The organism is Nonomuraea sp. 3N208 (assembly GCF_052245935.1).
Taxonomy (GTDB): domain Bacteria; phylum Actinomycetota; class Actinomycetes; order Streptosporangiales; family Streptosporangiaceae; genus Nonomuraea.
Window position 1 is genome coordinate 51,933 of the sequence record NZ_JBQQBR010000015.1, and the last position, 24,082, is coordinate 76,014.

At 68.1% G+C, this 24,082-nt stretch carries 21 protein-coding genes; 16 read left to right on the top strand and 5 right to left on the bottom strand.

Going from position 1 to position 24,082, the window contains the following annotated elements; genetic code table 11:
• Positions 1–131 precede the first annotated feature (131 nt).
• The gene (locus ACTWPT_RS23315; RefSeq protein WP_443179550.1) at positions 132–539 is read right to left on the bottom strand and encodes a DUF4236 domain-containing protein; all 408 of its coding nucleotides are present in this window, start codon (positions 537–539) and stop codon (positions 132–134) included.
• Here ACTWPT_RS23315 and ACTWPT_RS23320 point away from each other — a divergent pair.
• Positions 522–1,280 (top strand): metallophosphoesterase, encoded by a 759-nt coding sequence (locus ACTWPT_RS23320; RefSeq protein WP_443179551.1) that lies wholly within the window; start codon positions 522–524, stop codon positions 1,278–1,280. The genes ACTWPT_RS23315 and ACTWPT_RS23320 overlap by 18 nt on opposite strands.
• 203 nt (positions 1,281–1,483) lie before the next feature.
• On the opposite strand, the gene ACTWPT_RS23325 is transcribed toward ACTWPT_RS23320, so the two are convergent.
• A complete protein-coding gene (locus ACTWPT_RS23325; protein ID WP_443179552.1) occupies positions 1,484–4,876 on the bottom strand; it encodes an alpha-L-arabinofuranosidase C-terminal domain-containing protein in 3,393 nt (1,130 codons plus the stop codon).
• 231 nt (positions 4,877–5,107) lie between these two features.
• Between ACTWPT_RS23325 and ACTWPT_RS23330 the strand changes: the two genes are divergently transcribed.
• The 12 genes from ACTWPT_RS23330 to araA all read left to right on the top strand — a co-directional run bounded on the left by ACTWPT_RS23330 (position 5,108) and on the right by araA (position 19,897).
• Positions 5,108–6,088, top strand: a complete 981-nt coding sequence (locus ACTWPT_RS23330; RefSeq protein ID WP_443179722.1) for a LacI family DNA-binding transcriptional regulator — start codon at positions 5,108–5,110, stop codon at positions 6,086–6,088.
• Positions 6,089–6,160: 72 nt separating this feature from the next.
• The gene (locus ACTWPT_RS23335) at positions 6,161–7,147 is read left to right on the top strand and encodes an ABC transporter substrate-binding protein (protein WP_443179553.1); all 987 of its coding nucleotides are present in this window, start codon (positions 6,161–6,163) and stop codon (positions 7,145–7,147) included.
• Positions 7,148–7,393: 246 nt separating this feature from the next.
• Positions 7,394–8,929, top strand: a complete 1,536-nt coding sequence (locus ACTWPT_RS23340; RefSeq protein WP_443179554.1) for a sugar ABC transporter ATP-binding protein — start codon at positions 7,394–7,396, stop codon at positions 8,927–8,929.
• Entirely contained in the window at positions 8,926–9,939 is a 1,014-nt protein-coding gene (locus ACTWPT_RS23345; RefSeq protein ID WP_443179555.1) for an ABC transporter permease, read from the top strand. The genes ACTWPT_RS23340 and ACTWPT_RS23345 overlap by 4 nt, the downstream gene beginning before the upstream one ends.
• The gene (gene yjfF / locus ACTWPT_RS23350) at positions 9,936–10,919 is read left to right on the top strand and encodes a galactofuranose ABC transporter, permease protein YjfF (protein ID WP_443179556.1); all 984 of its coding nucleotides are present in this window, start codon (positions 9,936–9,938) and stop codon (positions 10,917–10,919) included. Before ACTWPT_RS23345 ends, yjfF begins: the two co-directional genes overlap by 4 nt.
• A gap of 198 nt (positions 10,920–11,117) precedes the next feature.
• Positions 11,118–12,227: a multiple monosaccharide ABC transporter substrate-binding protein gene (gene chvE, locus ACTWPT_RS23355; protein WP_443179557.1), complete on the top strand. Its 1,110-nt coding sequence runs from the start codon at positions 11,118–11,120 to the stop codon at positions 12,225–12,227.
• Between the two features lie 58 nt (positions 12,228–12,285).
• Complete coding sequence (gene mmsA, locus ACTWPT_RS23360) at positions 12,286–13,818, top strand: multiple monosaccharide ABC transporter ATP-binding protein (RefSeq protein WP_443179558.1); 1,533 nt, start codon at positions 12,286–12,288, stop codon at positions 13,816–13,818.
• Positions 13,815–15,074, top strand: coding sequence for a multiple monosaccharide ABC transporter permease (gene mmsB, locus ACTWPT_RS23365; protein ID WP_443179559.1), 1,260 nt, complete (start codon positions 13,815–13,817; stop codon positions 15,072–15,074). Before mmsA ends, mmsB begins: the two co-directional genes overlap by 4 nt.
• A 34-nt stretch (positions 15,075–15,108) precedes the next feature.
• Positions 15,109–16,128 (top strand): LacI family DNA-binding transcriptional regulator, encoded by a 1,020-nt coding sequence (locus ACTWPT_RS23370; protein WP_443179560.1) that lies wholly within the window; start codon positions 15,109–15,111, stop codon positions 16,126–16,128.
• 24 nt (positions 16,129–16,152) lie between these two features.
• Entirely contained in the window at positions 16,153–17,802 is a 1,650-nt protein-coding gene (gene araB / locus ACTWPT_RS23375) for a ribulokinase (RefSeq protein WP_443179561.1), read from the top strand.
• Positions 17,799–18,446, top strand: coding sequence for an L-ribulose-5-phosphate 4-epimerase (locus ACTWPT_RS23380; RefSeq protein ID WP_305922610.1), 648 nt, complete (start codon positions 17,799–17,801; stop codon positions 18,444–18,446). Before araB ends, ACTWPT_RS23380 begins: the two co-directional genes overlap by 4 nt.
• Positions 18,443–19,897, top strand: a complete 1,455-nt coding sequence (gene araA, locus ACTWPT_RS23385) for an L-arabinose isomerase (protein WP_443179562.1) — start codon at positions 18,443–18,445, stop codon at positions 19,895–19,897. Before ACTWPT_RS23380 ends, araA begins: the two co-directional genes overlap by 4 nt.
• Here araA and ACTWPT_RS23390 read toward each other — a convergent pair.
• Complete coding sequence (locus ACTWPT_RS23390) at positions 19,894–20,241, bottom strand: PLD nuclease N-terminal domain-containing protein (protein WP_443179563.1); 348 nt, start codon at positions 20,239–20,241, stop codon at positions 19,894–19,896. The two genes, araA and ACTWPT_RS23390, sit on opposite strands and share 4 nt — an antisense overlap.
• 80 nt (positions 20,242–20,321) lie before the next feature.
• On the opposite strand from ACTWPT_RS23390, the gene ACTWPT_RS23395 reads away from it, so the two are divergent.
• The 3 genes from ACTWPT_RS23395 to ACTWPT_RS23405 all read left to right on the top strand — a co-directional run bounded on the left by ACTWPT_RS23395 (position 20,322) and on the right by ACTWPT_RS23405 (position 22,834).
• Positions 20,322–21,530, top strand: coding sequence for an FAD-binding protein (locus ACTWPT_RS23395; RefSeq protein WP_443179564.1), 1,209 nt, complete (start codon positions 20,322–20,324; stop codon positions 21,528–21,530).
• Between the two features lie 89 nt (positions 21,531–21,619).
• Positions 21,620–22,390: an LLM class flavin-dependent oxidoreductase gene (locus ACTWPT_RS23400; protein WP_443179565.1), complete on the top strand. Its 771-nt coding sequence runs from the start codon at positions 21,620–21,622 to the stop codon at positions 22,388–22,390.
• 36 nt (positions 22,391–22,426) lie between these two features.
• Complete coding sequence (locus ACTWPT_RS23405) at positions 22,427–22,834, top strand: DUF3224 domain-containing protein (protein WP_443179566.1); 408 nt, start codon at positions 22,427–22,429, stop codon at positions 22,832–22,834.
• 175 nt (positions 22,835–23,009) lie between these two features.
• On the opposite strand, the gene ACTWPT_RS23410 is transcribed toward ACTWPT_RS23405, so the two are convergent.
• Positions 23,010–23,330 carry a helix-turn-helix domain-containing protein gene (locus ACTWPT_RS23410; RefSeq protein ID WP_443179567.1) on the bottom strand — a complete coding sequence of 107 codons (321 nt, stop codon included), beginning with the start codon at positions 23,328–23,330 and terminating at the stop codon, positions 23,010–23,012.
• Positions 23,327–23,686, bottom strand: a complete 360-nt coding sequence (locus ACTWPT_RS23415; RefSeq protein WP_443179723.1) for a type II toxin-antitoxin system RelE/ParE family toxin — start codon at positions 23,684–23,686, stop codon at positions 23,327–23,329. The genes ACTWPT_RS23410 and ACTWPT_RS23415 overlap by 4 nt, the downstream gene beginning before the upstream one ends.
• Positions 23,687–24,082: the final 396 nt, after the last annotated feature.

Consider the following 24,082-nt stretch of genomic DNA (forward strand, 5'->3'; position numbering starts at 1 on the left):
TCATTCGTCTCGCTGTGACGGCACCGGAGGGCCCGCGAAAAGGGACGGGCCGGAGGTCTTCACCTCCGGCCCGTTTCTATTTGGAGCGGTCAGCGGCGACCGCCGAGGGTCTTGCGCGCGATATATCGGATTTAGTAATGCCTGTAGTACTTACGCTTTCCGAACGTCTTACCGACCTGGAAGCCTCCGGGCAGGCGCAGGGACACGTGCCGACGGCCGTCGGGGGTGGCCGTCACGTGGAAACGCCGGTTGCCGAAACTGTGGCCGACTCCGTGCCGTGACAGATTGATCCGGAACGGTCCCAATTTGATTGACTTCCTGTAGTGCCAGCCCATGCCCCTCCTTCGGTGTTCATGGAGAAGAACGACCGGCCGGCCCGCCGAGTTCCGCCCGTGTCCAGGCTCAGGGCGTTGTCCGCTCCGGAACTGGTCCTGAGCTTTCCGCACGGAACTGGATCTACGGTCGGTCCGGTCGTCCGGCATACGGTAAAGGGGCCCGCCACAAGGGAAGGACCTCCAGTCATGATCGTGATCGCCCATCTGAGCGATATCCACATCGGCGCCACACCCGGCAGCGTCGATCGCGCCAACGCCGTGATGCGCTATCTCGACGCTCTGCCCGGGGACCTCGACGTGGTGCTCGTCACCGGCGACATCGCCGACCACGGGGTCGCGGAGGAGTACGAGGAGGCTCGCAAGCTGCTCACCTCGCGCCATCCCGTTCTGGTCGGTCCCGGCAATCACGATGTGCGGGAGGAGTTCCGCCGAGTGCTGCTCGGCGCGCCCGGCGACCCCGGCGGGGAGCCGATCAACCAGGTGTATCGCAGCTCCAAGGCGGTCTACGTGATGTGCGACTCGTCCATTCCGCCGCGCCGGAATCCGGGGCACCTGGACGACGAGACGCTCGCCTGGCTGGAGGGCGTGCTGCAGGGGGAGCGTGAGCTGCCGGTGTTCGTGGCGTTCCACCATCCGCCGGTGGTGCTGCACAGCCCGATCGTGGACGCCATCAGGCTGCATCGGCACGAGGCCTTGGAGTCGTTGATCGCCCGGCACCCGAACGTGGCCGCCGTCCTGGTCGGGCATGCCCACACGGCGGCCGCCACCACCTTCGCCGGACGTCCGCTGCTGGTCGGGCCGGGGGTCATCTCGACGCTGAAGCTGCCATGGGAGGAAGGGGGCACGTCCACGGACAACTGCGCCGATTACGACGTGCCCCCGTCGATCGCCTTCCACGTCTTCGACGACGGCCGCATGACCACCCACTACCGGGTGGTCCAGTAACCGGCGTCGATCCAGGCGGAAACGACCCGGCACTCCAGCGACCCCGTCGCCCGCCATGCCGGTCGCCCGCTATGCCCGTCGCCCGCTATGCCCGTCGGCCGCCGGTGCGCGGCGGGGCGGGGGTTCCGTCGGGCGGGGCGGGGTCGTCAGGCGGAAGGTGGGTGGGGCGGCGCCGACCGGTTGGGACGGCGCCGCCCGCCGGCTCATCGTTCCGTGAGCTCCACGAACGTCACCGAATGGGCCGGGAAGTCGTAGGTGAAGGACGAGGAGAAGCCGTTCTCCCGCCACTCCACCGGCGCCACCCGCTCCGGCTCCGTGATCGAGTTCATGTCCGACGGCGCCCCGGTCAGCGACGTGACCTTGGCCGTGGGGCGGACCCCGAGGCCCCCGAGGTCGACGGTGCTGCGGACGGCCGTGTCCTGGGCGTTGACGACCTTGAGCGTCACCGCGTCACCGTCCCTGGACACCACCTGATACAGCGGCTCCACCCTGGCACTGTCGACGAACTCGTTGACCTTCTGCCCGTCCAGCCAGGTCGTGATCTTGCGCCCCCTCACCTCGATCTTCAGCCGGTAGTCCCGGCCGGTCTCGATCGTGGTGGCGGACGTGGCGATCGAGGACTTGCCGCCGTTCACGGCCTTCTCGATGGCGGACTGAGTGTTGCCCCAGCCGCCGACGTTCCACCAGTAGAAGTTGCCGGTGTCCTGTACGCCGAACATCACCAGGAACCCCTCGGCCCCGCCGGTCTTGCGGGCGGTCACCTCCATCGTGTAGTTCGACCAGTCAGCCGAGCCTGCCATGGACCTGGCGTCCTCGACGAGCGCGGACTGCACGTACGCGCCGTCCTGCACGGCCCACGTCCCCAGGCCAGGGGTCCACTGGGACGCGCCCGCCGAGAAGTCGTCCGACAGCAGGACTCTGCCGTCCGCCGCGGTCACCTTCACGTCGTCGTAGCGCACCTGGGTGCGCCAGGCCCCGAGACCCACCGCGCCCTTGATGTCCTCCACCGGCCTGGCCTCGGCCTCGAACGAGCTCGGCACCACCCGGTCACCGACGTTCGTGGAGAAGAGCCGCTGCACGTAGTAGCTGGGCGAGCCGTACACCTGGTCATTGTCGAACCAGATGAGGTCGGGCGTCCAGTCCACGTAGTCCACGTTGGCCAGCAGCGGCGCGTACGAGGTCAGCTCGACCACGTCGGAGTTGCGCTCGAGGCCGGTCATGTACGACGCCTCAGCCAGCGCGTTGTGGAAGGTGTTGCCCCGCGAGGCGTACTCGCCCACGAACACCTTCGGCCCGTTGCGGTCATAGGAGTCATACCGGTGGTTGTTGGTCAGGAACCAGTCGGGGTTGTTGTAGTAGTGCTCGTCGACCAGGTCGGCCTTCTGATCGCGGGCGAACTGCCACATCCGGTCGAACCAGGCGCCTCCCGACGTCTGCCCCGAATTGCTGATGATCTTGATCTCCGGGTACTTGGCACGGACGGCGTTCGCGAACTTCGGGTAGTTCGTGAAGAACTCGGGGTAGATCTCCTCGTTTCCCAGCCCGATGTAGTCCAGCCCGAACGGCTTGGGATGCCCGAGCTCGGCCCGCTTCTTGCCCCACTCGGAGGTGACCGGCCCGTTGGCGAACTCGATCAGGTCGAGCGTGTCCTGCACCCACTGGGCCAGTTTGGCCTCGTCGGTCAGCGGCCGGTTCTCGCCGCAGCCGTTGACGCCCACCGACAACACCGGCAGGGCCTCGGCCCCGATGTCCTCGGCGAACTGGAAGTACTCGTAGTAGCCGATGCCGTAGGTCTGGTTGTAACCCCAGAAGTTGAAGTTCGTCGGCCGCTCCTCGACCGGGCCGATCGTCTCCTTCCACTGGTAGATGCGCCGCCGGTCCTGGTTCAGCGAGTACGGATCGTACGTGCCCACGTTCGTCACGCAGCCGCCGGGGAAGCGCAGGAACCGCGGCTCCAGGTCGGCGATCATCTTGGCCAGGTCCGTCCGCATGCCGTGGCCCTTGAAGGTGTCATGCGGGAACAGCGAGACCATGTCCAGGTCGGTCCGCCCGGCGGGGGCCTGGACGATCAGGCGGCCGGCGTCCGTGGTGGCCGACGCCGTGAACGAGGCCGTGTACCTGGCCCAGCCACCCGCCTTGACCTGCACGCTCGCCGTGCCGAGCACGGCGGTCCCTTCCTCGGCCGTGACCGTCAGCGGGCCGTCTTCCGTGCGCCTGGCCCACAGCGACACGTCGTAACGCTTGCCTGCCTTCAGCGGCAGGCCGCGGTTGAAGCCGGCGTTGCTCACGCCCGCCGTGCCCTCGCCGGTCACGTCGAGCCGCAGGTAGTTGCGGTTGTTGGGGTTCAGCGGGTCTTCGCCGGTGACTGCGAGGGCGGCGGTGGCGCCGCGTTCGACCTTGCTCCACGCGGTCAGGCCCGTGTAGGAGCGTTCGTCGACGGAGTTGAACTCGAACGAGCGGTTCTGCACCAGCTCGGCGTAGAGCCCGCCGTCGGCGGCGTGGTTGATGTCCTCGTAGAACACCCCGTAGAGGTTCGGGCTGACCGCCGTGCCCTTGGCCTTGGCGTCCACGGTGAGCTTGCCGGACAGGTAGCCCTCGACGCGGAACTTCGTCGCCTCCGTCCCCATGACGAGCTTGCCGTCGCTGATGGAGACGTTACGGGCGCCGGAGGAGAGCGTGACCTTGCCGCCGCCGGCGTCCTTGAGCTGGAAGACCGACGCGGTCCCGCTCAGCTGCACCTGGTCGGTGGCCTGCAGGTATTCGCCCGTCGCCGCGTCCTTGAGCGTCACGCCGTCGCCGCTCGCCGTGGCCGTGACGGCCAGACCGGTCATCGGCGGCCGCGCAGTGGCCCGGATGGCGCCGGACTTGTCCGCCGACAGGTACGGCAGCGCCGTCGCGCGCAGGGTGAACGCCCCCGTCGGCACCACGGCCTGACCCTCGGCCGCCTTCACGGCGATGTAGTCGAAGTCGGCGCGCATGGACGTGCCGTTCTGCGCCGAGAGCGCGAACAGCCCGAGCTGCTTGACGTCGAGTTGCGCGGTCATCTTGGCCGCCTGCACCCACGCCGCGCCGTCCCAGTAGGAGGAGGTGAACTCGTCCCCGGTCCGCGCCAGCTTGATGATCTCGGCCGACGAGCCGGGACGGGCCGCGAAGTTCGAGGTGAAGGCGGCTCCGACCTCGGTCGCGGTCTCGATCACCGGGCCGCCGGCGAATCCGACGTGGGCCAGCCCGGCCCGTACGTAGTTGTCCCAGTCCTGCCAGGCCAGCAGGCCCGCGCTCTGGTAGTCGAGCGTGACGGGCGCACTGAGCTTGGTGACCACCTCGAAGTCGCCGTCGGGGACGTCGACGAGGAAAAGGTTCCTGGCGTTGTTCGTGCCCTGATGGGTGTCGCCGGACAGGGTCTCCACGTGGAGCGCGCTCGCGGACACCGACCAGCGGGAGTTGTCGGGCGACAGGACCGTCCAGTCCGCACCCAGCGTGGTGCCGTCGAACTGGTCGACGACGGCGCCGTCCGGAATGGGATCCGCCAGCGCGGCAGCCGGCGGCGCCACCAGCAGGCATGCCACGAGCAGGGCGGATAAGGCGATTCGCATCATGAGTGGGGGGCTCCCTCGGGTCTTGTTAGCGCTAACATTTAAGTGAGCGTTAACAACTGCGATCCGCGACAAGTTAAGGACTGCTGGGGGAGCTCGTCAAGAGCCCGGCTCACGTAACCCGACCGTAATCCGGTGACCCTTGACGAGACCCGTTGTTAACGTTCACAGTCGTGCCCAAGCCAGGAAAGGAGTATGGCAGTGGGACCCACCCTGGGGCGCCGCCTACCGGTGATGGCCGACGTGGCCAAGGAAGCCGGCGTGTCGCATCAGACGGTCTCGCGCGTGCTCAACGATCACCCGAACGTGCGTAGCGAGACCCGCACCCGGGTGCTCGAGGCGATCGACAAGCTCGGCTACCGCCGTAACCTCGTCGCCCGCGCCCTGGTCACCAAAAGGTCGAGGACGCTCGGCGTGGTCAGCTTCGACACCACGCTGTACGGCCCGGCCAGCACGGTGTACGGAATCGAGCAGGCGGCCAGGTCGGCCGGCTACTTCGTCAGCATCGTCAGCCTCACGTCCATCGACAAGGGCGGCGTCCGCGACGCCCTCGACTACCTGGCCGACCAGGGCGTGGACGGAGTCGTGGTGGTCGCGCCGCAGCGCTCGGCCGCCCAGGCCCTCGCCGACCTGCCGCTCGGCATCCCCACGGTCGCCGTCGAAGGCGGCGAGGCGGGCGATGTGTCGGTGGTCTGCGTGGACCAGGCAGCGGGCGGCAGGCTCGCCACCGAGCACCTGCTGTCGCTGGGCCACGAGACGGTATGGCATGTCAGCGGCCCCTCCGACTGGCTGGAGGCCGAGGGTCGCGTGGCCGGGTGGCGGGCCGCGCTGGAGCAGGCGGGCCGCGAGGCCCCGCAACCGCTCGCCGGGGACTGGAGTCCGCGCTCGGGATACGAGGCGGGCCGCAGCCTGGCGCGCATGAAGAACGTCACCGCGGTCTTCGTCGCCAACGATCAGATGGCGCTCGGAGTACTGCGGGCGTTCACCGAGCAGGGGGTGAGGGTGCCCGACCAGGTGAGCGTCGTCGGTTTCGACGACATCCCCGAGTCGGCGTACTTCTCGCCGCCGCTCACGACCATCAGGCAGGACTTCGACGCGGTGGGAAGACACAGCATCGAGGTGCTCGTACGGCAGCTCGAAGGCGGTCCGGATGAGCGTCAGCGGCTCGTTGTGCCGCCGACGTTCGTGCCCCGGGCCAGCACGGCCCGGGTCTGAGTCGTACTGGAAGGCAGGCGCCGACATCCGGACCCCGGATGTTAGCGTTCACATCAGAAGGGAACCCCCCAAGTGTTCAAGAGGATCTCGGCGTGGGTGGTCGTCGGGCTCGCCGCGATGTCGGTGGCGGCGTGCGGCAGTGGCGGCAGCACCACCGCCAACACGGGCGGCGGCGGCGACAGCACGATCACCATGGGCTTCTCGCAGGTCGGCGCGGAGAGCGGCTGGCGTACCGCGAACACCAAGTCCGTGCAGGACGCGGCCAAGAACGCGGGCATCGAGCTCAAGTTCTCCGACGCCCAGCAGAAGCAGGAGAACCAGATCAAGGCCATTCGCTCCTACATCCAGCAGAAGGTGGACGTGATCGCCTTCTCGCCGGTGGTGGAGTCCGGCTGGGACACGGTGCTCAAGGAGGCGCAGAACGCGAAGATCCCGGTCATCCTGACCGACCGCGCCGTGGACTCCAAGGACACCTCCCTCTACAAGACCTTCCTCGGCTCGGACTTCGTGGAGGAGGGCAAGAAGGCCGGCAAGTGGCTGGTGGAGGAGTACAAGGACTCCACTGACCCGGTGAACATCGTCGAGTTGCAGGGCACGACGGGCTCCGCCCCGGCCAACGACCGCAAGGCCGGGTTCGCCGAGGTCATCGGCGCGGAGTCGAAGTTCAAGATCGTCGCTTCGCAGACCGGTGACTTCACTCGGGCCAAGGGCAAGGAGGTCATGGAGGCCTTCCTGAAGGCGCAGCCGGACATCGATGTGCTGTACGCGCACAACGACGACATGGGTCTGGGTGCGATCGAGGCCATCGAGGGCGCGGGCAAGGTGCCCGGCAAGGACATCAAGATCATCACCGTGGATGCCGTCAAGGACGGCATGCAGGCGCTCGCCGACGGGAAGATCAACTACATCGTCGAGTGCTCCCCGCTGCTTGGCCCGCAGCTGATGGACCTGGCCAAGAAGGTCGTCAAGGGCGAGCAGGTGCCCGTCCGCGTGGTGACCGAGGAGACCGTGTTCACGCAGGACCAGGCCAAGGAAGTTCTGTCCACCCGCCAGTACTGATCGCTTGACCAGGCCGCCCGCCGCACTCCGGCCGGGGTCCTTTTGAAGGGGACACCGGCCGGAGGGCATCGCCGCCCTCGCAATTCCCCCTGGTCCTCTCCAAGGGGACATCAGCTGGAGCACGGGCGGTGTGAGGCGGGTGGCGCGGAAGTGGAGAAGCGCGGATGCGCCGCCAGCTGGACGGCGGGGCGGAGAAAGCGTAGTGACGAGGCAGGGTGCAGACCCATCGACACAGAAAGGGGCGACATGGCGGTTCCCGCGCCGGTCCTGACAATGACCGGGATCGGCAAACAGTTCCCGGGGGTGAAGGCCCTGGACGGCGTGGACCTGCGGCTGCTGCCCGGCGAGGTGCACGCGCTCATGGGAGAGAACGGCGCGGGCAAGTCCACCCTGATCAAGGTGCTCACCGGCGTGTACCCCGCCGACGCGGGCACCATCGAGCTGGGTGGCGCGCCTGTCGCGTTCGGCAGCCCCCTGGAGGCGCAGCAGGCCGGCATCAGCACGGTCTACCAGGAGGTCAACCTCTGCACGAACCTGTCCGTGGCCGAGAACATCTTCATCGGCCGCGAGCCGCGCCGCTTCGGGCGCATCGACTGGAAGCGCATGCGGGCCAGGGCGAACGCGCTGCTGTCGCGGCTGGAGCTGAGCCTGGACGTGTCCGCGCCGCTGTCGACGTACTCGCTGGCCATCCAGCAGATGGTGGCCATCGCGCGGGCGATCGACGTCGAGGCCCGGGTGCTGATCCTGGACGAGCCCACGTCGAGCCTGGACGCGGGCGAGGTCGAGCAGCTGTTCAGGGTGATGAGGCGGCTGAAGGAGGAGGGCATCGCCATCCTCTTCGTCTCCCACTTTCTCGACCAGATCTATGAAATTTCGGACCGTATGACGATTCTTCGCAATGGGAAGCTCGTCGGCGAGTACCTCACCCGCGAGCTGAGCCAGATCCAGCTGGTCGCCAAGATGATCGGCCAGGAGCTGGCCGCACTGGAGCGGCTGCACGGCGAGGCCAAGGTCTTCGACCGCCCCCTGGTCGAGGCACGCGGGCTGGGCCGCACCGGGGCGATCGAGCCGTTCACGATGACCATCCACGAAGGCGAGGTCGTCGGCCTGGCCGGGCTGCTCGGCTCCGGCCGTACGGAGGTCGCCCGGCTGCTGTTCGGCGCCGACCACGCTGGCACCGGGGAGATCGCCATCGGCGGCTCGGCGGTGTCGTTGCGCACGCCGCGCGCCGCCATGACGCACAAGATCGCGTTCTGCTCGGAGAACCGCAAGGCCGACGGACTCATCCCGGACCTCACCGTCCGCGAGAACATCATCCTGGCCCTCCAGGCCACCAGGGGGTGGACCAGGCCGGTGCCCCGTGACCAGCAGGACGAGCTGGTCGGCAAGTACATCAAGGCGCTGAAGATCAGCCCGCCCAACCCCGAGCACCTCGTCCGCAACCTCAGCGGCGGCAACCAGCAGAAGGTCCTGCTGGCCAGGTGGCTCATCCTCGAGCCCCGGCTGCTCATCCTCGACGAGCCCACCCGGGGCATCGACGTCGGGGCGAAGACCGAGATCCAGCGGCTGGTGGCGGAGCTCTCCGACGGCGGCATGGCGGTGCTGTTCATCTCCGCCGAGCTGGAGGAAGTGCTGCGGCTCAGCCACAAGGTCGAGGTCCTGCGTGACCGGCGGCTGGTGGCCGAGCTGCCCAACGACGACTCGTTGACAACGGACGTGCTGATGGAGACCATCGCGAGCGGCGCGAGCAATGGGAGCGCGAGCGGAGGGTCAGTCTCATGAGACGCCTGCTGTGGCCGGTGGTGGTCCTAGCGCTGCTGCTGGCGCTGAACGTGTTCTTCACGCCCAGCTTCTTCTCGATCGAGGTCAAAGACGGTCACCTGTACGGCAGCCTGATCGACATCCTGCGCTTCGGCGCGCCGCTGATCCTGGTCTCGCTCGGCATGACCCTGGTCATCGCCACCGGCGGCATCGACCTGTCGGTCGGCTCGGTGGTGGCGATCTCGGGCGCGCTGGCGTGCCTGCAGATCAGCCAGGACGCGAGCGTGTTCACGGCCGTGGTGTCGGCCCTCGTGTTGTGCGTGGTGCTGGGCGCCTGGAACGGGTTCCTGGTCGCCACGGTCGGCATCCAGCCGATCATCGCCACGCTCATCCTCATGGTGGCCGGGCGCGGCCTGGCCCAGCTCATCACCGACGGCCAGATCATCACCGTCAACAGCCCGGCGTACAAGGTGATCGGCGGCGGCTACTGGCTGACCGTGCCGTTCGGCATCCTCATCGTGATCGCCGTGCTGGCGATCACCGCGTTCCTGACCCGGCGGCTGGCGCTGGGCATGCTGCTGGAGTCCGTCGGCGGCAACGCCGAGGCCAGCAGGCTCGCCGGGATCCGGTCGCGCGGGATCATCATCATGGTGTACGCGTTCGCCGCCCTGTGCGCGGGCGTCGCCGGCCTGATGATCAGCTCGAACGTCTCCAGCGCCGACGGCAACAACGCCGGCTTGTGGATCGAGCTGGACGCCATCCTGGCCGTCGTGATCGGCGGCACGTCGTTGTCCGGCGGCCGGTTCACGCTCAGCGGCACCGTGCTCGGCGCGCTGATCATCCAGACGCTGACCACGACCATCTACTCGATCGGCGTGCCGCCGGAGACCACGCTGCTGTTCAAGGCGCTGGTCGTGACGGCCGTCTGCCTCATCCAGTCCCCGTCCTTCCGCGCGAAGGTGTTCCACCGGCGCGGGCGAACCGCACCGCCCAGCCCGGCCCCTGAAGAGAAGGTGCGGGTGACCGCATGACGACGATAGCGATCGGCCGGACGTCGATCCCGGCCAAGTACCTGCCGGTCCTGGTGACCGGCTGCCTGTTCGCCGCGATGTTCGTGGTGGGCGGCATCCGCTACGAGGGCTTCGCCACCGGGCAGATCATTCTCAACGTCTTCATCGACAACGCCTTCCTGCTGGTGGTGGCGGTCGGGATGACGTTCGTGATCCTGACCGGCGGCATCGACCTGTCGGTCGGCTCGGTCGTGGCGCTGTCCACGATGATCTCGGCGAGTCTGATGGCGGGGCCCGGCTGGCCGCCGTACCTGGTGGTGCCGCTGGTGCTGGCCATCGGGTCCGGGCTCGGGCTGGTGATGGGTTACATCGTGCACGCCTTCGACATCCAGCCGTTCATCGTGACGCTGGCGGGCATGTTCCTGGCGCGCGGGCTGTGTTACACGATCGGAACAGACTCGATTCCGATCGAGGACGCCACGTTCACGGCCTTCGCCCAGACGCGGATCGACCTGTTCGCGGACATGTGGATCTCACCGAGCGTGATCATCGCGCTGGTGGTCGTGGGCGTGGCGGCGTATGTCCTGCACTACACGCGCCTGGGCAGATCCGTGTACGCCACGGGAGGCAGCGAGCAGTCGGCGTTGCTGATGGGCCTGCCCGTGGGGCGGACGAAGATCGCCGTCTACACGATCAGCGGGTTCTGCTCGGCGCTCGGCGGGGTGCTGCTGTCGTTCTACATGCTCTCCGGCTACGGCCTGCATGCTGTGGGCATGGAGCTGGACGCGATCGCGGCGGTCGTCATCGGCGGTACGCTCCTGACCGGGGGGAGCGGCTTCCTGTTCGGCACCGTGCTGGGAGTGCTCGTGCTGGGCCTGATCCAGACGATCATCAGCTTCGAGGGCACGCTCAGCTCGTGGTGGACAAAGATCTTCATTGGATTGTTGCTCTTCGTCTTCATCTTGCTTCAGCGTTTGTTCTCGGCTCGGTCACGCCGCTGACCTGCCGAGAGCGTTACCGGAAAGTTTCCGTGCGGTTATGGTCGACCGTTGACATACACTTTGTTAGCGATAACAATCGGCGGAAACGAAACGCGAACTATGTGTTGATTCATCACGTTCTGTGATCAAACTCGCTGTTTCCATCGGCAGCCGCCGTGTCCAGCGCTGCCGCGACCCCCATCGCAAGGAGATGCATTCATGAGGTTGGGACGAATCGGGGGCGTGGTGTCCGCCATCGCGCTCGCCGCGACCATGACGGCCTGTGGCTCCAGCCAGAAGACCGTTGACGCCGAGGCCTCCACCTCGGCGTCGGCCGGCAGTGCGGGCGCGCTGATCGGCGTCACCATGCCGACCAAGTCGTCGGAGCGCTGGATCCACGACGGCGACAACGTCAAGAAGCAGCTGGAGGCGCTCGGCTACAAGGTCGACCTCCAGTACGCCGAAAACGACATCCCCACCCAGGCCAACCAGATCGAGAACCAGATCACCAAGGGCGCCAAGCTCCTGATCATCGCCTCGATCGACGGCACTGCGATCACCTCGCAGCTGCAGCAGGCCGCGGACAACAAGATTCCGGTCATCGCCTACGACCGGCTCATCCGCAACAGCCCCAACGTCGACTACTACGCCACGTTCGACAACTTCAAGGTCGGCGTGCAGCAGGCCACGTCCCTCCTGAAGGGCCTGGGCGTCGAGGACGGCAAGAAGGGCCCGTTCAACGTCGAGCTGTTCGGCGGCTCGCCCGACGACAACAACGCCACGTTCTTCTGGAACGGCGCGATGTCGGTGCTGAAGCCGAAGATCGACGACGGCACGCTCGTGATCAAGAGCGGCCAGACCGACTTCAAGCAGGCCGCTATCCTGCGGTGGGACCCCGCCACGGCGCAGAAGCGCATGGAGGACATCCTCACCAAGACCTACACCGGCAGCACCAAGGTCGACGGTGTGCTCTCCCCGTACGACGGCCTGTCCATCGGCATCCTGTCGGCGCTGAAGAGCTCCGGCTACGGCAAGCCGTACCCGATCGTGACCGGCCAGGACGCCGAGCTCCAGTCGGTGAAGTCGATCATCGCCGATGAGCAGTACTCCACCATCTTCAAGGACACGCGCAAGCTCGCCGAGCAGACCGTGAAGATGGCCGACGCGGTGCTCAAGGGCCAGAAGCCCGAGGTCAACAACGAGAAGGACTACGACAACGGCAACAAGGTCGTGCCGTCGTACCTGCTCGACCCGGTGATCGTCGACAAGTCCAACTACAAGGACGTCATCATCGGCGGCAACTACTACACCGAGGACCAGCTCAAGTAAGGGCCTACGCCCCGGGGACGCCTGCGCGTCCCCGGGGCTGCTCTGAGTGAGGGGCACTATGACCGAGCACATCTTGCGGATGAGCGGGATCACCAAGACGTTCCCCGGCGTGAAGGCGCTGCAGGACGTCAACCTGTCCGTCCGACGGGGCGAGATCCACGCCATCTGCGGCGAGAACGGCGCCGGCAAGTCGACGCTGATGAAGGTGCTGTCCGGGGTCTACCCGCACGGCGAGTACGAAGGTGAGATCACCTTCGAGGGCAAGCGCTGCGAGTTCAGCGGCATCCGCGACAGCGAGCACGCCGGCATCGTCATCATCCACCAGGAGCTGGCGCTCAGCCCGCAGCTGTCGATCGCGGAGAACATCTTCCTCGGCAACGAGCGCGCCAAGCGCGGCGTCATCGACTGGAACCGCACCAACTACGAGGCCGGCGAGCTGATGAGGCGGGTCGGCCTGCGCGAGAACCCGACGACGCCGATCTCCGACATCGGCGTGGGCAAGCAGCAGCTCGTCGAGATCGCCAAGGCGTTGTCGAAGGAGGTCAAGCTCCTCATTCTCGACGAGCCGACCGCCGCGCTCAACGACGACGACTCGGCTCACCTGCTGGGCCTGCTGCGCGGCCTGCGGGACGAGGGCATCACCTGCGTGATCATCTCCCACAAGCTCAACGAGGTCATCGCGATCGCCGACTCCGTCACGATCATCCGCGACGGGCGGACGATCGAGACGCTGGACATGGCGACGGACCAGGTGACCGAGGACCGGATCATCTCCGGCATGGTCGGCCGCGCCCTCGACAACCGTTTCCCGCCGCATGAATCCACGATCGGGGAGGAGGCGCTGCGCATCGAGGACTGGACCGTCTACAGCCCCAGCCAACCAGGCAGGAAGGTAGTCGACGGAGCCAATCTGACGTTGCGTCGCGGTGAGATCGTGGGCCTTGCGGGGCTGATGGGCGCCGGACGCACCGAGCTGGCGATGAGCGTGTTCGGCCGCGCGTACGGCGTGCACATCTCCGGCAAGATCTTCAAGGACGGCCGCCCGGTCGAGCTCCGCAACGTGCAGGACGCGATCAAGCACGGCATCGCCTACGCCACTGAGGACCGCAAGAGGTACGGGCTCAACCTCATCGAGGACATCAAGCGCAACATCAGCGCTGCCGGGCTCATGGGCCTGTCCAAGCGCGGCTGGGTCAACGAGAACGAGGAGTACCGGGTCGCCGAAGAGTTCCACCGGAGCATGAACATCAAGGCGCCCAGCGTCAACAGCGTCGTCGGCAAGCTCAGCGGCGGCAACCAGCAGAAGGTCGTGCTCTCGAAGTGGATCCTGACCGAGCCTGACGTGCTCATTCTCGACGAGCCGACGCGGGGCATCGACGTCGGCGCCAAGTACGAGATCTACACGATCATCAACCGCCTGGCCGACCAGGGCAAGGCCGTGCTGGTGATCTCTTCTGAGCTGCCCGAGCTGCTGGGCCTGTGCGACCGCATCTACACCCTCTCCGAGGGGCGCATCACCGGCGAGGTGCGGCGCCAGGAGGCCACGCAGGAACACCTCATGTACTTGATGACCAAGGGACAGGAAAGATGAGTAGCATCACGCCCGCCGACGTGCAGGTCGGCGCCAAGGGCGACGGGGGAGCGCCACGGCAGCCGGGACGGGTGTCGCTCGGCGGACTGTCGCTGAACCTGCGCTCGAGCGGTATCTACATCGCCTTCGCGCTGATCGTCGTGCTGTTCTCCGTGCTGACCGACGGCGCGCTGCTCCAGCCGCAGAACATCTCCAACATCATCGTCCAGAACTCCTACGTCCTGATCCTCGCGATCGGGATGATCCTGATCATCATCGCCGGGCACATCGACCTGTCGGTCGGCTCGGTGGTGGCGGTCACCGGGGCGCTGGCCGCCGTGCTCATGGTCAACGTGGGCATGTGGTGGCCGCTGGCGCTGCTCATCACGCTGGTGGCCGGTGCGCTGATCGGGGCCTGGCAGGGCTACTGGATCGCGTACTTCGGCATCCCCGCGTTCATCGTGACGCTGGCCGGCATGCTGCTGTTCCGGGCGCTGACCCTCACCGTGCTCGGCAACCAGGGCATCGGCCCGTTCCCCGACCAGGTCCGTACGCTGGCCAACGGGTTCACCAACGGCTACCTCGGCAACATCGGCCTCGGCCCGCTCGGCGGCGCCGACCTGTTCAGCCTCCTCATCGGCCTGGTCGCGATCGCCGGCATGGTGGCCTCGCAGTGGCGCACCCGTGGCGCCCGCAAGGGCTACGGCCAGTCGGTCGAGCCGATGGCGCTGTTCGTGCTGAAGATGGCGGCCGGGGCCGCGCTGATCCTCTTCCTCGTCGTGCAGCTTGCCCGCTTCAAGAACCTGCCGTGGGTGCTCGTGCTGCTGGCGGTGCTGGTGCTGGCGTACTCGCTGATGGCCAACCGCACGGTCTTCGGCCGGCAGATCTACGCCATCGGCGGCAACCTCCAGGCGGCCGTCATGTCCGGCGTGAAGGTCAAGTCGGTGGTCTTCTGGATCTTCGTGAACATGGGCGTGCTGTCGGCGATCGCCGGCGTCATCTTCGCCGGCCGGCTCAACCAGGCTGGTCCGACGGCGGGTAACAGCTTCGAGCTGGACGCCATCGCCGCGGCCTTCATCGGCGGCGCGGCCGTCCAGGGTGGCGTCGGCAAGGTGGTCGGCGCGATCACCGGCGGCTTGATCATGGCGGTCATCAACAACGGCATGTCCCTCATCGGCTCCCCGAGCGAGCGGGTCATGCTCGTCAAGGGCGCCGTGCTCCTCGCCGCTGTCGCGTTCGATGTCTGGACCAAGCGCAGGGCAGGCGCATCGCGATAAATAAGATCTTCGGACCCCCGCGAAAGGAGAGACCGTGACACCCCCCAAACGTCGCCTCCCGGTCATGGCCGACGTGGCCAGGGAGGCGGGCGTATCGCATCAGACGGTCTCCCGGGTCCTCAACGACCACCCGAACGTCCGGCCCGCCACCAGGGCCCGGGTGGAGGAAGCGATCACCCGGCTGGGCTACCGGCGCAACCTGGTCGCCCGTGCCCTGGTCACCAAGCGGTCGCGGACGCTCGGCGTGGTCAGCTTCGACACCACGCTGTACGGCCCGGCCAGCACGATCTACGGCATCGAGCAGGCGGCCAGGACCGCGGGCTACTTCGTCAGCATCGTGAGCCTGAAGACGATTGACCCCAATAGCGTGCGTGACGCCATCGACTACCTCACCGAGCAGGGTGTGGACGGGGTCGTGGTGGTCGCGCCGCAACTGTCGGCCACGGCCGCGCTGGAGGGCCTGCCGGTCGGCATGCCGGCGGTGGCGGTCGAGGGCATCACCTATCGGGCCGACGTGTCGGCGGTCTGCATCGACCAGATCGAGGGCGCCAGGCTGGCCACGCGGCACCTGCTGGAAGAGGGCCACGAGACGGTCTGGCACGTCAGCGGCCCGCCGGAGTGGCTGGAGACCGAGGGCAGGCTCCAGGGCTGGCGCGCCGCCCTGGAGGAGGCGGGCCGGCCGGTGCCCGAGCCGCTGGCCGGCGACTGGAGCCCCCGCGCCGGTTACGAGGCGGGCAAGAGCCTGGCCGCGATGAACGGCGTCACTGCCGTCTTCGCGGCCAATGACCAGATGGCACTCGGCGTGCTGCGCGCGCTCAGCGAGCTCGGCGTGCGGGTCCCCGAGCAGATCAGCGTGGTCGGCTTCGACGACATCCCCGAGTCCGAATTCTTCTCGCCGCCGCTCACGACGGTCAGGCAGGACTTCGACGTGGTGGGCAGGCACTGCATCGAGGTGCTGCTGCGGCAGATAGACGTGGGACCCACCGCGTTCGAGCGCCTGGTCGTGAGACCCAGCTTTGTGGTGAGGTCGAGTACAGCCCCGCTAGGTAGATGATGGGCATGCCCCCGGAAACCCTCTATGGAGTTCAATGTGAACGCTAACAATTACGTGGTCGGAGTCGACTTCGGCACGCTGTCCGGGCGTGCGGTCGTCGTCCGCGTGAGCGACGGCGCCGAGCTGGGCAGCGCCGTCCACGAGTACACCCACCGCGTCATCGAGCAGACGCTCCCAGGCTCCGACGTGAAGCTGGGCCCGGACTGGGCGCTGCAGTCGCCGCAGGACTGGATCGACGTGCTCAAGATCGCCGTGCCCGCGGCCATCGCCGCCGCCGGCGTCGAGCCAGGGCAGGTCATCGGCGTCGGCACCGACTTCACCGCTTGCACCGTTCTGCCGACCACGGCCGACGGCACGCCCCTGTGCTTCGAGACGCCCGAGCTGCCGCACGCCTGGCCGAAGTTGTGGAAGCACCACGCCGCGCAGCCGCACGCCGACCGGATCAACGAGCTGGCCGCGCGCCGCGGCGAGAGCTGGCTGCCGCGCTACGGCGGCAAGATCTCCTCCGAGTGGGAGTTCGCCAAGGGCCTGCAGCTGCTGGAGGAGGCTCCGGACGTCTACGCCCGGGCCGAGCGCTGGATCGAGGCCGCCGACTGGATCATCTGGCAGCTCACCGGCGTCGAGAGCCGCAACATCTGCACGGTCGGCTACAAGGGCATCTTCCAGGACGGTGCGTACCCGTCGGAGGAGTTCCTCGCCGAGCTCAACCCCGGCTTCGCCGGCTTCGTCGGTAAGCTCGCCACCGGTCAGGTCGGCGACGACGTCAACGGCGTCACGGTGGCCCCGCTCGGCGGCCTCGCCGGTCGGCTGACCGCCCAGGCCGCCGCGTGGACGGGCCTGCCCGAGGGCGTCGCCGTGGCCGTCGGCAACGTGGACGCCCACGTCACCAACGCCGCCGCCGACGCCGTGCGGCCCGGTCAGATGGTGGCCATCATGGGCACCTCCACCTGCCACGTCATGCCCAGCGACCAGCACGCCGAGGTGCCCGGCATGTGCGGCGTCGTGCGCGACGGCATCGTGCCGGGCCTGTGGGGGTACGAGGCCGGTCAGTCAGCGGTCGGCGACATCTTCGCCTGGTTCGTGGACAACTTCGGGCACGACGGGCACGAACACCTCACGGCGCTGGCCGAGAAGCAGGCGGTGGGCCAGCACGGGCTGGTGGCGCTGGACTGGTTCGGCGGCAACCGCTCGGTGCTCGTGGACCACAACCTCTCCGGCGTGATCATCGGACAGACCCTGGCCACCAAGCCGGAGGACGTCTACCGCGCTCTCATCGAGTCCACCGCGTACGGCGCCCGCATGATCGTGGAGACCTTCGAGAAGTCGGGCGTGCCCGTCGAGGAGTTCATCGTCGCCGGTGGCCTGCTCAAGAACCCCTTCCTCATGCAGGTCTACGCCGACGTGCTGCGCCGCCCGCTGTCGGTCATCGGCTCCGACCAGGGGCCCGCGCTCGGCTCGGCCATCCACGCGGCCGTCGCCGCCGGCGCCTACCCGGGCATCGAAGAGGCCGCCGCTGCCATGGGCAAGCGCACCGAGGCCGCGTACGTGCCTGACGAGGCCCGTGCCGACGCCTACGACCGGCTCTACGCCGAGTACCGCAGGCTCCACGACTTCTTCGCAGACGGGCAGATGCTGCACACGCTGCGCGCGATCAGGAATGAGGCACACGCATGAGGAAGATTGTCGCGGACCTCCATGCCGAGCTGGTCCGGTACAACCTGGTCGTCTGGACTGCTGGAAACGTTTCCGGCAGGATCCCGGGCGAGGATCTGTTCGTCATCAAGCCGTCCGGGGTCTCCTACGACGAGCTGACGCCGGAGAACATGGTCGTGTGCGACCTCGACGGCAACCTGGTGGAGGGCGAGCACGCGCCGTCCAGCGACACGGCCGCGCACGCGTACGTCTACCGCAACATGCCCGACGTCGGCGGCGTCGTGCACACCCACTCGACGTACGCCTCGGCCTGGGCCGCCCTCGGCGAGCCCATCCCGTGCGTGCTGACCGCGATGGCCGACGAGTTCGGCGGCGAGATCCCGATCGGCCCGTTCGCGCTGATCGGCGACGACTCCATCGGCCAGGGCATCGTCGAGACGCTCAAGGGCCACCGCTCGAAGGCCGTGCTCATGCAGAACCACGGCGTGTTCAGCATCGGCAAGGACCCGAAGTCCGCGGTGAAGGCGGCCGTGATGTGCGAGGACGTGGCGCGTACCGTGCACGTGGCCCGCCAGCTCGGCACCCCGCTGCCCATCGCGCAGGACGACATCGACCGCCTCTACGACCGCTATCAGAACGTCTACGGACAGAGGAGCCCGCGTTGAAGATCTGGTTTCTGACCGGCAGCCAGGGACTGTACGGCGAGGACACGCTACGCCAGGTGGCCGAGCAGTCGCAGCGCATTGCCGAGCAGCTGCCCGTCCCCGTCGAGTGGAAGCCCGTGCTCACCGACGCCGCCGCGATCCGGCGGATCATGCTCGAGGCCAACGCGGACGACTCCTGCGCCGGCGTGATCACGTGGATGCACACGTTCTCCCCGGCCAAGATGTGGATCGCCGGTCTCGACGCGCTGCGTAAGCCGCTGCTGCACCTGCACACGCAGGCCAATGTCGAGCTCCCGTGGAGCACCATCGACATGGACTTCATGAACCTCAACCAGGCCGCCCACGGCGACCGCGAGTTCGGCCACATCCAGACCCGCGTAGGGGTGCCGCGCAAGACCGTGGCCGGGCACGTCAGCGACCCGGCGGTGGGTGAGCGCATCATGACCTGGGTACGCGCCGCGAAGGGCCTGGCCGAGGTCCGCACGCTCAAGCTGGTGCGCTTCGGCGACAACATGCGCGACGTGGCCGTCACCGAGGGCGACAAGGTGGAGGCCCAGCTGCGCTTCGGCGTCTCGGTCAACACCTACGGCGTCAACGACCTGGTCGAGGAGGTGGACGCGGTCTCCGACGCCGACGTGACGTCTCTGGTCAAGGAGTACGCCGAGCAGTACACCGTCGCCCCCGAGCTGCTCGGCGAGCGCAACGAGTCGCTGCGGTACGCGGCCAGGATCGAGCTGGGCCTGCGGGGCTTCCTCGAGGCAGGCGGCTACAAGGCGTTCACCACGAACTTCGAGGACCTCGGCGGCCTGCGCCAGCTCCCCGGCCTGGCCGTGCAGCGGCTCATGGCCGACGGCTACGGCTTCGGCGGCGAGGGCGACTGGAAGACCTCGGTGCTGCTGCGCACGCTCAAGGCCATGACGCCCGGTGGCACGTCGTTCATGGAGGACTACACCTACGACCTGACGCCCGGCAATGAGCTCATCCTCGGCGCGCACATGCTGGAGGTCTGCCCGTCCATCGCGACCGGCACGCCGTCGTGCGAGATCCACCCGCTGGGCATCGGCGGCAGGGAAGACCCGGTCCGCCTGGTGTTCGACGCCGAGCCAGGGCCCGGCATCGTCGTGGGCCTAGCCGACATGGGCGACAGGTTCCGCCTGGTGGCCAACGAGATCGACATCGTGGCGCCGCCCCAGCCGTTGCCCAAGCTGCCGGTGGCCCGCGCGGTGTGGAGCCCGCGCCCCGACCTGCGTACGTCCACGGAGTCGTGGCTGACCGCGGGCGCCCCGCACCACACGGTGCTCTCCACGGCCGTCGGCCGGGAGGAGCTGACCGACCTCGCCGACATGCTCGGCGTGGAGCTGCTGGTCATCGACGCCGACACCACGACCGAGCGGTTCACCAAGGAGCTGCGCTGGAACCAGGCGTACTACCGCCTGGCCCAGGGCTTCTAGTCCTCCTCGGCGGGTTTCCTCGGGGCGTTCCTGCGCTGCTCCTCGGCACGTTCGCGGCAGCGGCGCAGGAACTCCTCGTCATCGTCCGGGTTGGTGGCGGCGAACCGGCCCGGCCGGTCGTACTCGGGGAACGCGCTGGGCCGCGTCGGTGTCTCGGTCCGCTGCGGCCGCCCCGCCACCAGCCAGATGATCGAGCCGACCAACGGGAACAGCAGCACGATCACCACCCAGGCGATCTTGGGCAGATTCCGGCAGAGCGTGTCCGGCGTGGTGATCACATCGAAGAGGCAGTACAGCCAGAGCACGAGCGTGACCAGGCCGAGAGCCTGGGACAGATAGAGCACGGCACACCTCCGTCAGCGGCTCACGAAACTAGCGGGACCCGGCCGGGCTGACAAGGTGCTCGCTGTGGGAAGGTAAGGCAGTGACGCTGACCAACTGGGCGGGAAACACCGCATTTCGGGCACGAGACGTCCACCACCCGACCTCGCTCGAGGAGCTCCAGCGGCTCGTCTCGGCCAGTGCCCAGGTGCGGGCGCTGGGGAGCGGCCACTCCTTCAACGACGTCGCCGACACCACCGGCGACCTGGTGATCCTCGACCGGATGCCGGACACGGTGGAGATCGACAGTGCGGCGGCCCAGGTGCGGGTGCCCGCGCGCATGACGTACGCGCGGCTCGCGCCGATCGTGCACCAGGCCGGCTTCGCGCTGGCGAACATGGCCTCGCTGCCGCACATCTCCGTGGCCGGCTCGGTCGCGACCGGCACGCACGGCTCCGGCGACAGGATCCAAGGGCTGGCCGCCGCCGTGTCGTCACTCGACCTCGTCACCGCCGACGGCTCGGTGCTGACCCTGTCGCGCGGCGACGCCGACTTCCCCGGAGCGGTGGTCGCCTTGGGCGCCCTCGGCGTCGTGACGTCGCTGACGCTCGACCTGGTGCCCGCCTTCCAGGTACGCCAGTACGTCCGCGAGGGCCTGCCCGTCGACGCGCTCGCCGACTTCGACGAGATCATGGCGAGCGGCTACAGCGTCAGCCTCTTCACCGACTGGCGCGACACCCGCGTCTGGCTGAAGCGCACCGAGGAGCTGACCAGCCCCGACTGGTACGGCACCCGCCCCGCCGACGCTCCGCGCCATCCGCTGCCGACCATGCCGGCCGACAGCTGCACCCTCCAGCTCGGCGTGCCGGGACCATGGCACGAGCGGCTGCCGCACTTCCGCCCCGACTTCGAGCCGAGCGGCGCGGGCGACGAGCTGCAGTCGGAGCTGATCCTGCCGAGGGAGCACGCGGTCAAGGCGCTGCGCGAGCTGTACACGATCGGGGACCGGATCCGCCCCGTGTTGCAGATCTCGGAAGTCCGCACGATCGCGGCCGACGACCTGTGGCTCAGCCCCTTCCACGGTCGCGACAGCGTGGGCCTCCACTTCACCTGGGTCAAGGACCCAGCAGGCGTGCGGCCGGTGCTGGAGCTGGTGGAGGAGACCCTGGCGCCGTTCGACCCCCGCCCGCACTGGGGCAAGCTGTTCACCCGGTGGCCTTCCTGCCCGGAGCGGTTCCGCTCGTTGGCGCGGCGGCTGGACCCGGCGGGCAAGTTCGCCAACGACTTCACGCGGATACTTCTGGGGGAGTAGTCCCTCCCGGGAGGCTGCGCCGCCGGATGTAGCCGGTCACCGGCCTCCGGGACGATGTCATCGGGGTGCCGGTCGGCGATCGTTAGGACATGACCGATCACCTGTTCAGGTTCGGCGCGGTCGCCGGACACGCCCCCGACTGGACCGGCCTGGCCCGCCGGGCCGAGGACCTCGGCTACGCCACCCTGCTGGTGCCCGACACGCTCGGCACCCTCTCGCCCTTCGCCGCGTGCGCCGCGGCCGCCGCGGTCACGACGAGTCTGCGCGTCGGCACGTACGTGCTGAGCGTCGCCAACCGCACCCCGCGCGCCATGGCGTGGGAGACCGCCACCCTGCAGACCCTCACCGGCGGGCGGTTCGAGCTGGGCCTGGGCGCAGGCCGGCCGGACGCCGAACGCGACGCCGCCGAGCTCGGCGTCAGGTTCGGCACGCCGAGCGAGCGGATCGAGCGGATCTCCGAGACCATCGACGCCGTCAAGGACGTGCCCATCCTGCTCGCCGCGTCCGGCACCCGACTGCTCAGGCTGGCCGCAGGCAGGGCCGACACGGTCGCTCTCGGCGTGCCCCCACAAGCCACGGAGGAGCAGGTGGCGGCGAAGCTGGACGAGCTGTACGAGCTGGCCGGCGACCGCTTCGACGATCTCGAGCTCGGCATGAACCTCGCCGCCGCCGGCACCGAGCCGCCCGCCTGGCTCGGCTCCCTCGACGACACCGCCACCGGCGTGCTCCGGGGGACGCCCGACGAGATGGCCGACGTCCTGCTGCGGCGCAGGGACCGGCTCGGGGTCTCGTACGTGTCGGTGAACGCCCAATGCCTGGACGCCTTCGCGCCGGTGGTGGAGCGCCTCACCGGTACCTGACGGAAGCTGACAGGTAAGCCCGGCACAATGAACCGCATGACCGCCAAGGGCACCTTCGACACCGCAGACTGGAACGCCAAGCCGCCTTACGAGGACCGCGACGGTGTCACGCTCGGACTTGTGACCATGTCCAAGACCTTCCACGGGGACCTGACCGGCACCAGCGTCGTCACCTTGCTGGTGGCGAGCACTCCGGTGGAGGACTCGCGCTCCTATGTGGCGCTCGAACGCATCGAGGGCACGCTGCACGGCCGATCCGGTAGCTTCGTCGTCCAGCACAACGCGGTGAGCGACCAGGGCGAGCAGTCGCTGCGCATTTCCGTGGTGCCGGACTCGGCGACGGGGGAGTTGCGCGGCCTGAGGGGCGAGATGGGCATCGTCATCGGCCCGGACGGCGGGCACTCCTACACCTTCGACTACACGTTCAGCTCACCTCCACGTTGAACAGGAACCCCACGGAGTCCTTGGCCCCGCCACGCTCTGTCGGAGACCGAGATCCACACCCGGCGCGCCACCTCGGCCGCGAAGTACTCCCCGAGGTCGCGCCAACGGCCGAGTGCGCCGTGGGGCCGTCCGGAGCCTCGACCATCTCTCAGCCGTATTGCAGTCTGGGGCAGAATCAGCTGACCTTGAGTTGCTCGTCCCCGAAGTCGGCGACGAGTTTGAGGGTGCCACCAAGCGCGGCAACGTAGCGATCTAGTACCTCACGCGTGGACACGTCGCCCTTCTCAATCTGGGAGACACGAGCGACGGATACACCCATACGTTCGGCAACATGCGCCTGGGTGAGGCCCCGGCGCTGCCGCATCTCGGCCAGTCGCCAGCCCTGAGCTTCCTCACGCAGTTGACGAACCTCGTCTTCGAACACCTCGGCGCCGCCGGCGGTCTCCACCGCACGCTCCAGATGTCCGCTTTCGCGCCACCTGCGGCAACCGCTCATCTGCCCATCTCTTTGTGCCGCTCTACCAGGTAGAACTCATACAACCGCTCGGCTCGTGGTACTGCCTCGCGATACCACCGTTCCCAGTTCCCTGCCTTGTCGCCGGCAACCAGCAGGATCGCCGACCGCCACGGGTCGAACACGAAAAGGATCCGGATCTCACTGCGTCCGACAGATCCGGGACGCAATTCCTTCAGATTCGGGATCTTCGATCCGGCGATGGTGTCCACCAGCGGTCGCCCCTCGGAGGGGCCGTTGCGTTCCAACACCAGAATCGCCTGGTTCACGAGCTTGTGCGTCTGTCGATCGGTGTCGCCTACGTCGGCCTCGTGGAGGGGGAGGCGATCCCCCGCCAGGAGGTGGTCGACGCATTCACGGCGGCGCGGGGTCACGCGGTGCTGCACGCGCAGACCCAGACCGGCGGGGTGGGCTCAACCTGCAGGCGGCCTCGATCGTCATCGAACAGTTGCTGCGGATACTCCATGCGAAGGCGGAGTTGTTCGACGCCTACGCCAGGCGCGGCCACCTCGCCGAGTCCACGCCCGAAGGATCGACGTCTCGACGATCTTCCACCGCGGCGCATCCTTCCGTACGATCATCCACGTGTCTGGCACTTGGACCGGCTTAGCACGCCGCTCCCGTCGCTCCCGAGCCGGCCGATGCGCCGCGGCGCTCCTGCTCGTTGCCGGCTGCGGCGTCTATGCCCTGTGGCCGGCGAGCGTCACGAATGAGCCCATCGTGTACGGGGCGCC

Coding starts and splice junctions, on each gene's coding strand:
- araB (WP_443179561.1), top strand. CDS start 16,153: ATGGAGTTCAATGTGAACGCTAACAATTACGTGGTCGGAGTCGACTTC.
- ACTWPT_RS23340 (WP_443179554.1), top strand. CDS start 7,394: ATGGCGGTTCCCGCGCCGGTCCTGACAATGACCGGGATCGGCAAACAG.
- ACTWPT_RS23325 (WP_443179552.1), bottom strand. CDS start 4,876: ATGATGCGAATCGCCTTATCCGCCCTGCTCGTGGCATGCCTGCTGGTG.
- chvE (WP_443179557.1), top strand. CDS start 11,118: ATGAGGTTGGGACGAATCGGGGGCGTGGTGTCCGCCATCGCGCTCGCC.
- ACTWPT_RS23410 (WP_443179567.1), bottom strand. CDS start 23,330: ATGAGCGGTTGCCGCAGGTGGCGCGAAAGCGGACATCTGGAGCGTGCG.
- ACTWPT_RS23315 (WP_443179550.1), bottom strand. CDS start 539: ATGGGCGATCACGATCATGACTGGAGGTCCTTCCCTTGTGGCGGGCCC.
- ACTWPT_RS23405 (WP_443179566.1), top strand. CDS start 22,427: ATGACCGCCAAGGGCACCTTCGACACCGCAGACTGGAACGCCAAGCCG.
- ACTWPT_RS23380 (WP_305922610.1), top strand. CDS start 17,799: ATGAGGAAGATTGTCGCGGACCTCCATGCCGAGCTGGTCCGGTACAAC.
- ACTWPT_RS23320 (WP_443179551.1), top strand. CDS start 522: ATGATCGTGATCGCCCATCTGAGCGATATCCACATCGGCGCCACACCC.
- ACTWPT_RS23400 (WP_443179565.1), top strand. CDS start 21,620: ATGACCGATCACCTGTTCAGGTTCGGCGCGGTCGCCGGACACGCCCCC.
- ACTWPT_RS23345 (WP_443179555.1), top strand. CDS start 8,926: ATGAGACGCCTGCTGTGGCCGGTGGTGGTCCTAGCGCTGCTGCTGGCG.
- mmsB (WP_443179559.1), top strand. CDS start 13,815: ATGAGTAGCATCACGCCCGCCGACGTGCAGGTCGGCGCCAAGGGCGAC.
- yjfF (WP_443179556.1), top strand. CDS start 9,936: ATGACGACGATAGCGATCGGCCGGACGTCGATCCCGGCCAAGTACCTG.
- ACTWPT_RS23330 (WP_443179722.1), top strand. CDS start 5,108: ATGGCCGACGTGGCCAAGGAAGCCGGCGTGTCGCATCAGACGGTCTCG.
- mmsA (WP_443179558.1), top strand. CDS start 12,286: ATGACCGAGCACATCTTGCGGATGAGCGGGATCACCAAGACGTTCCCC.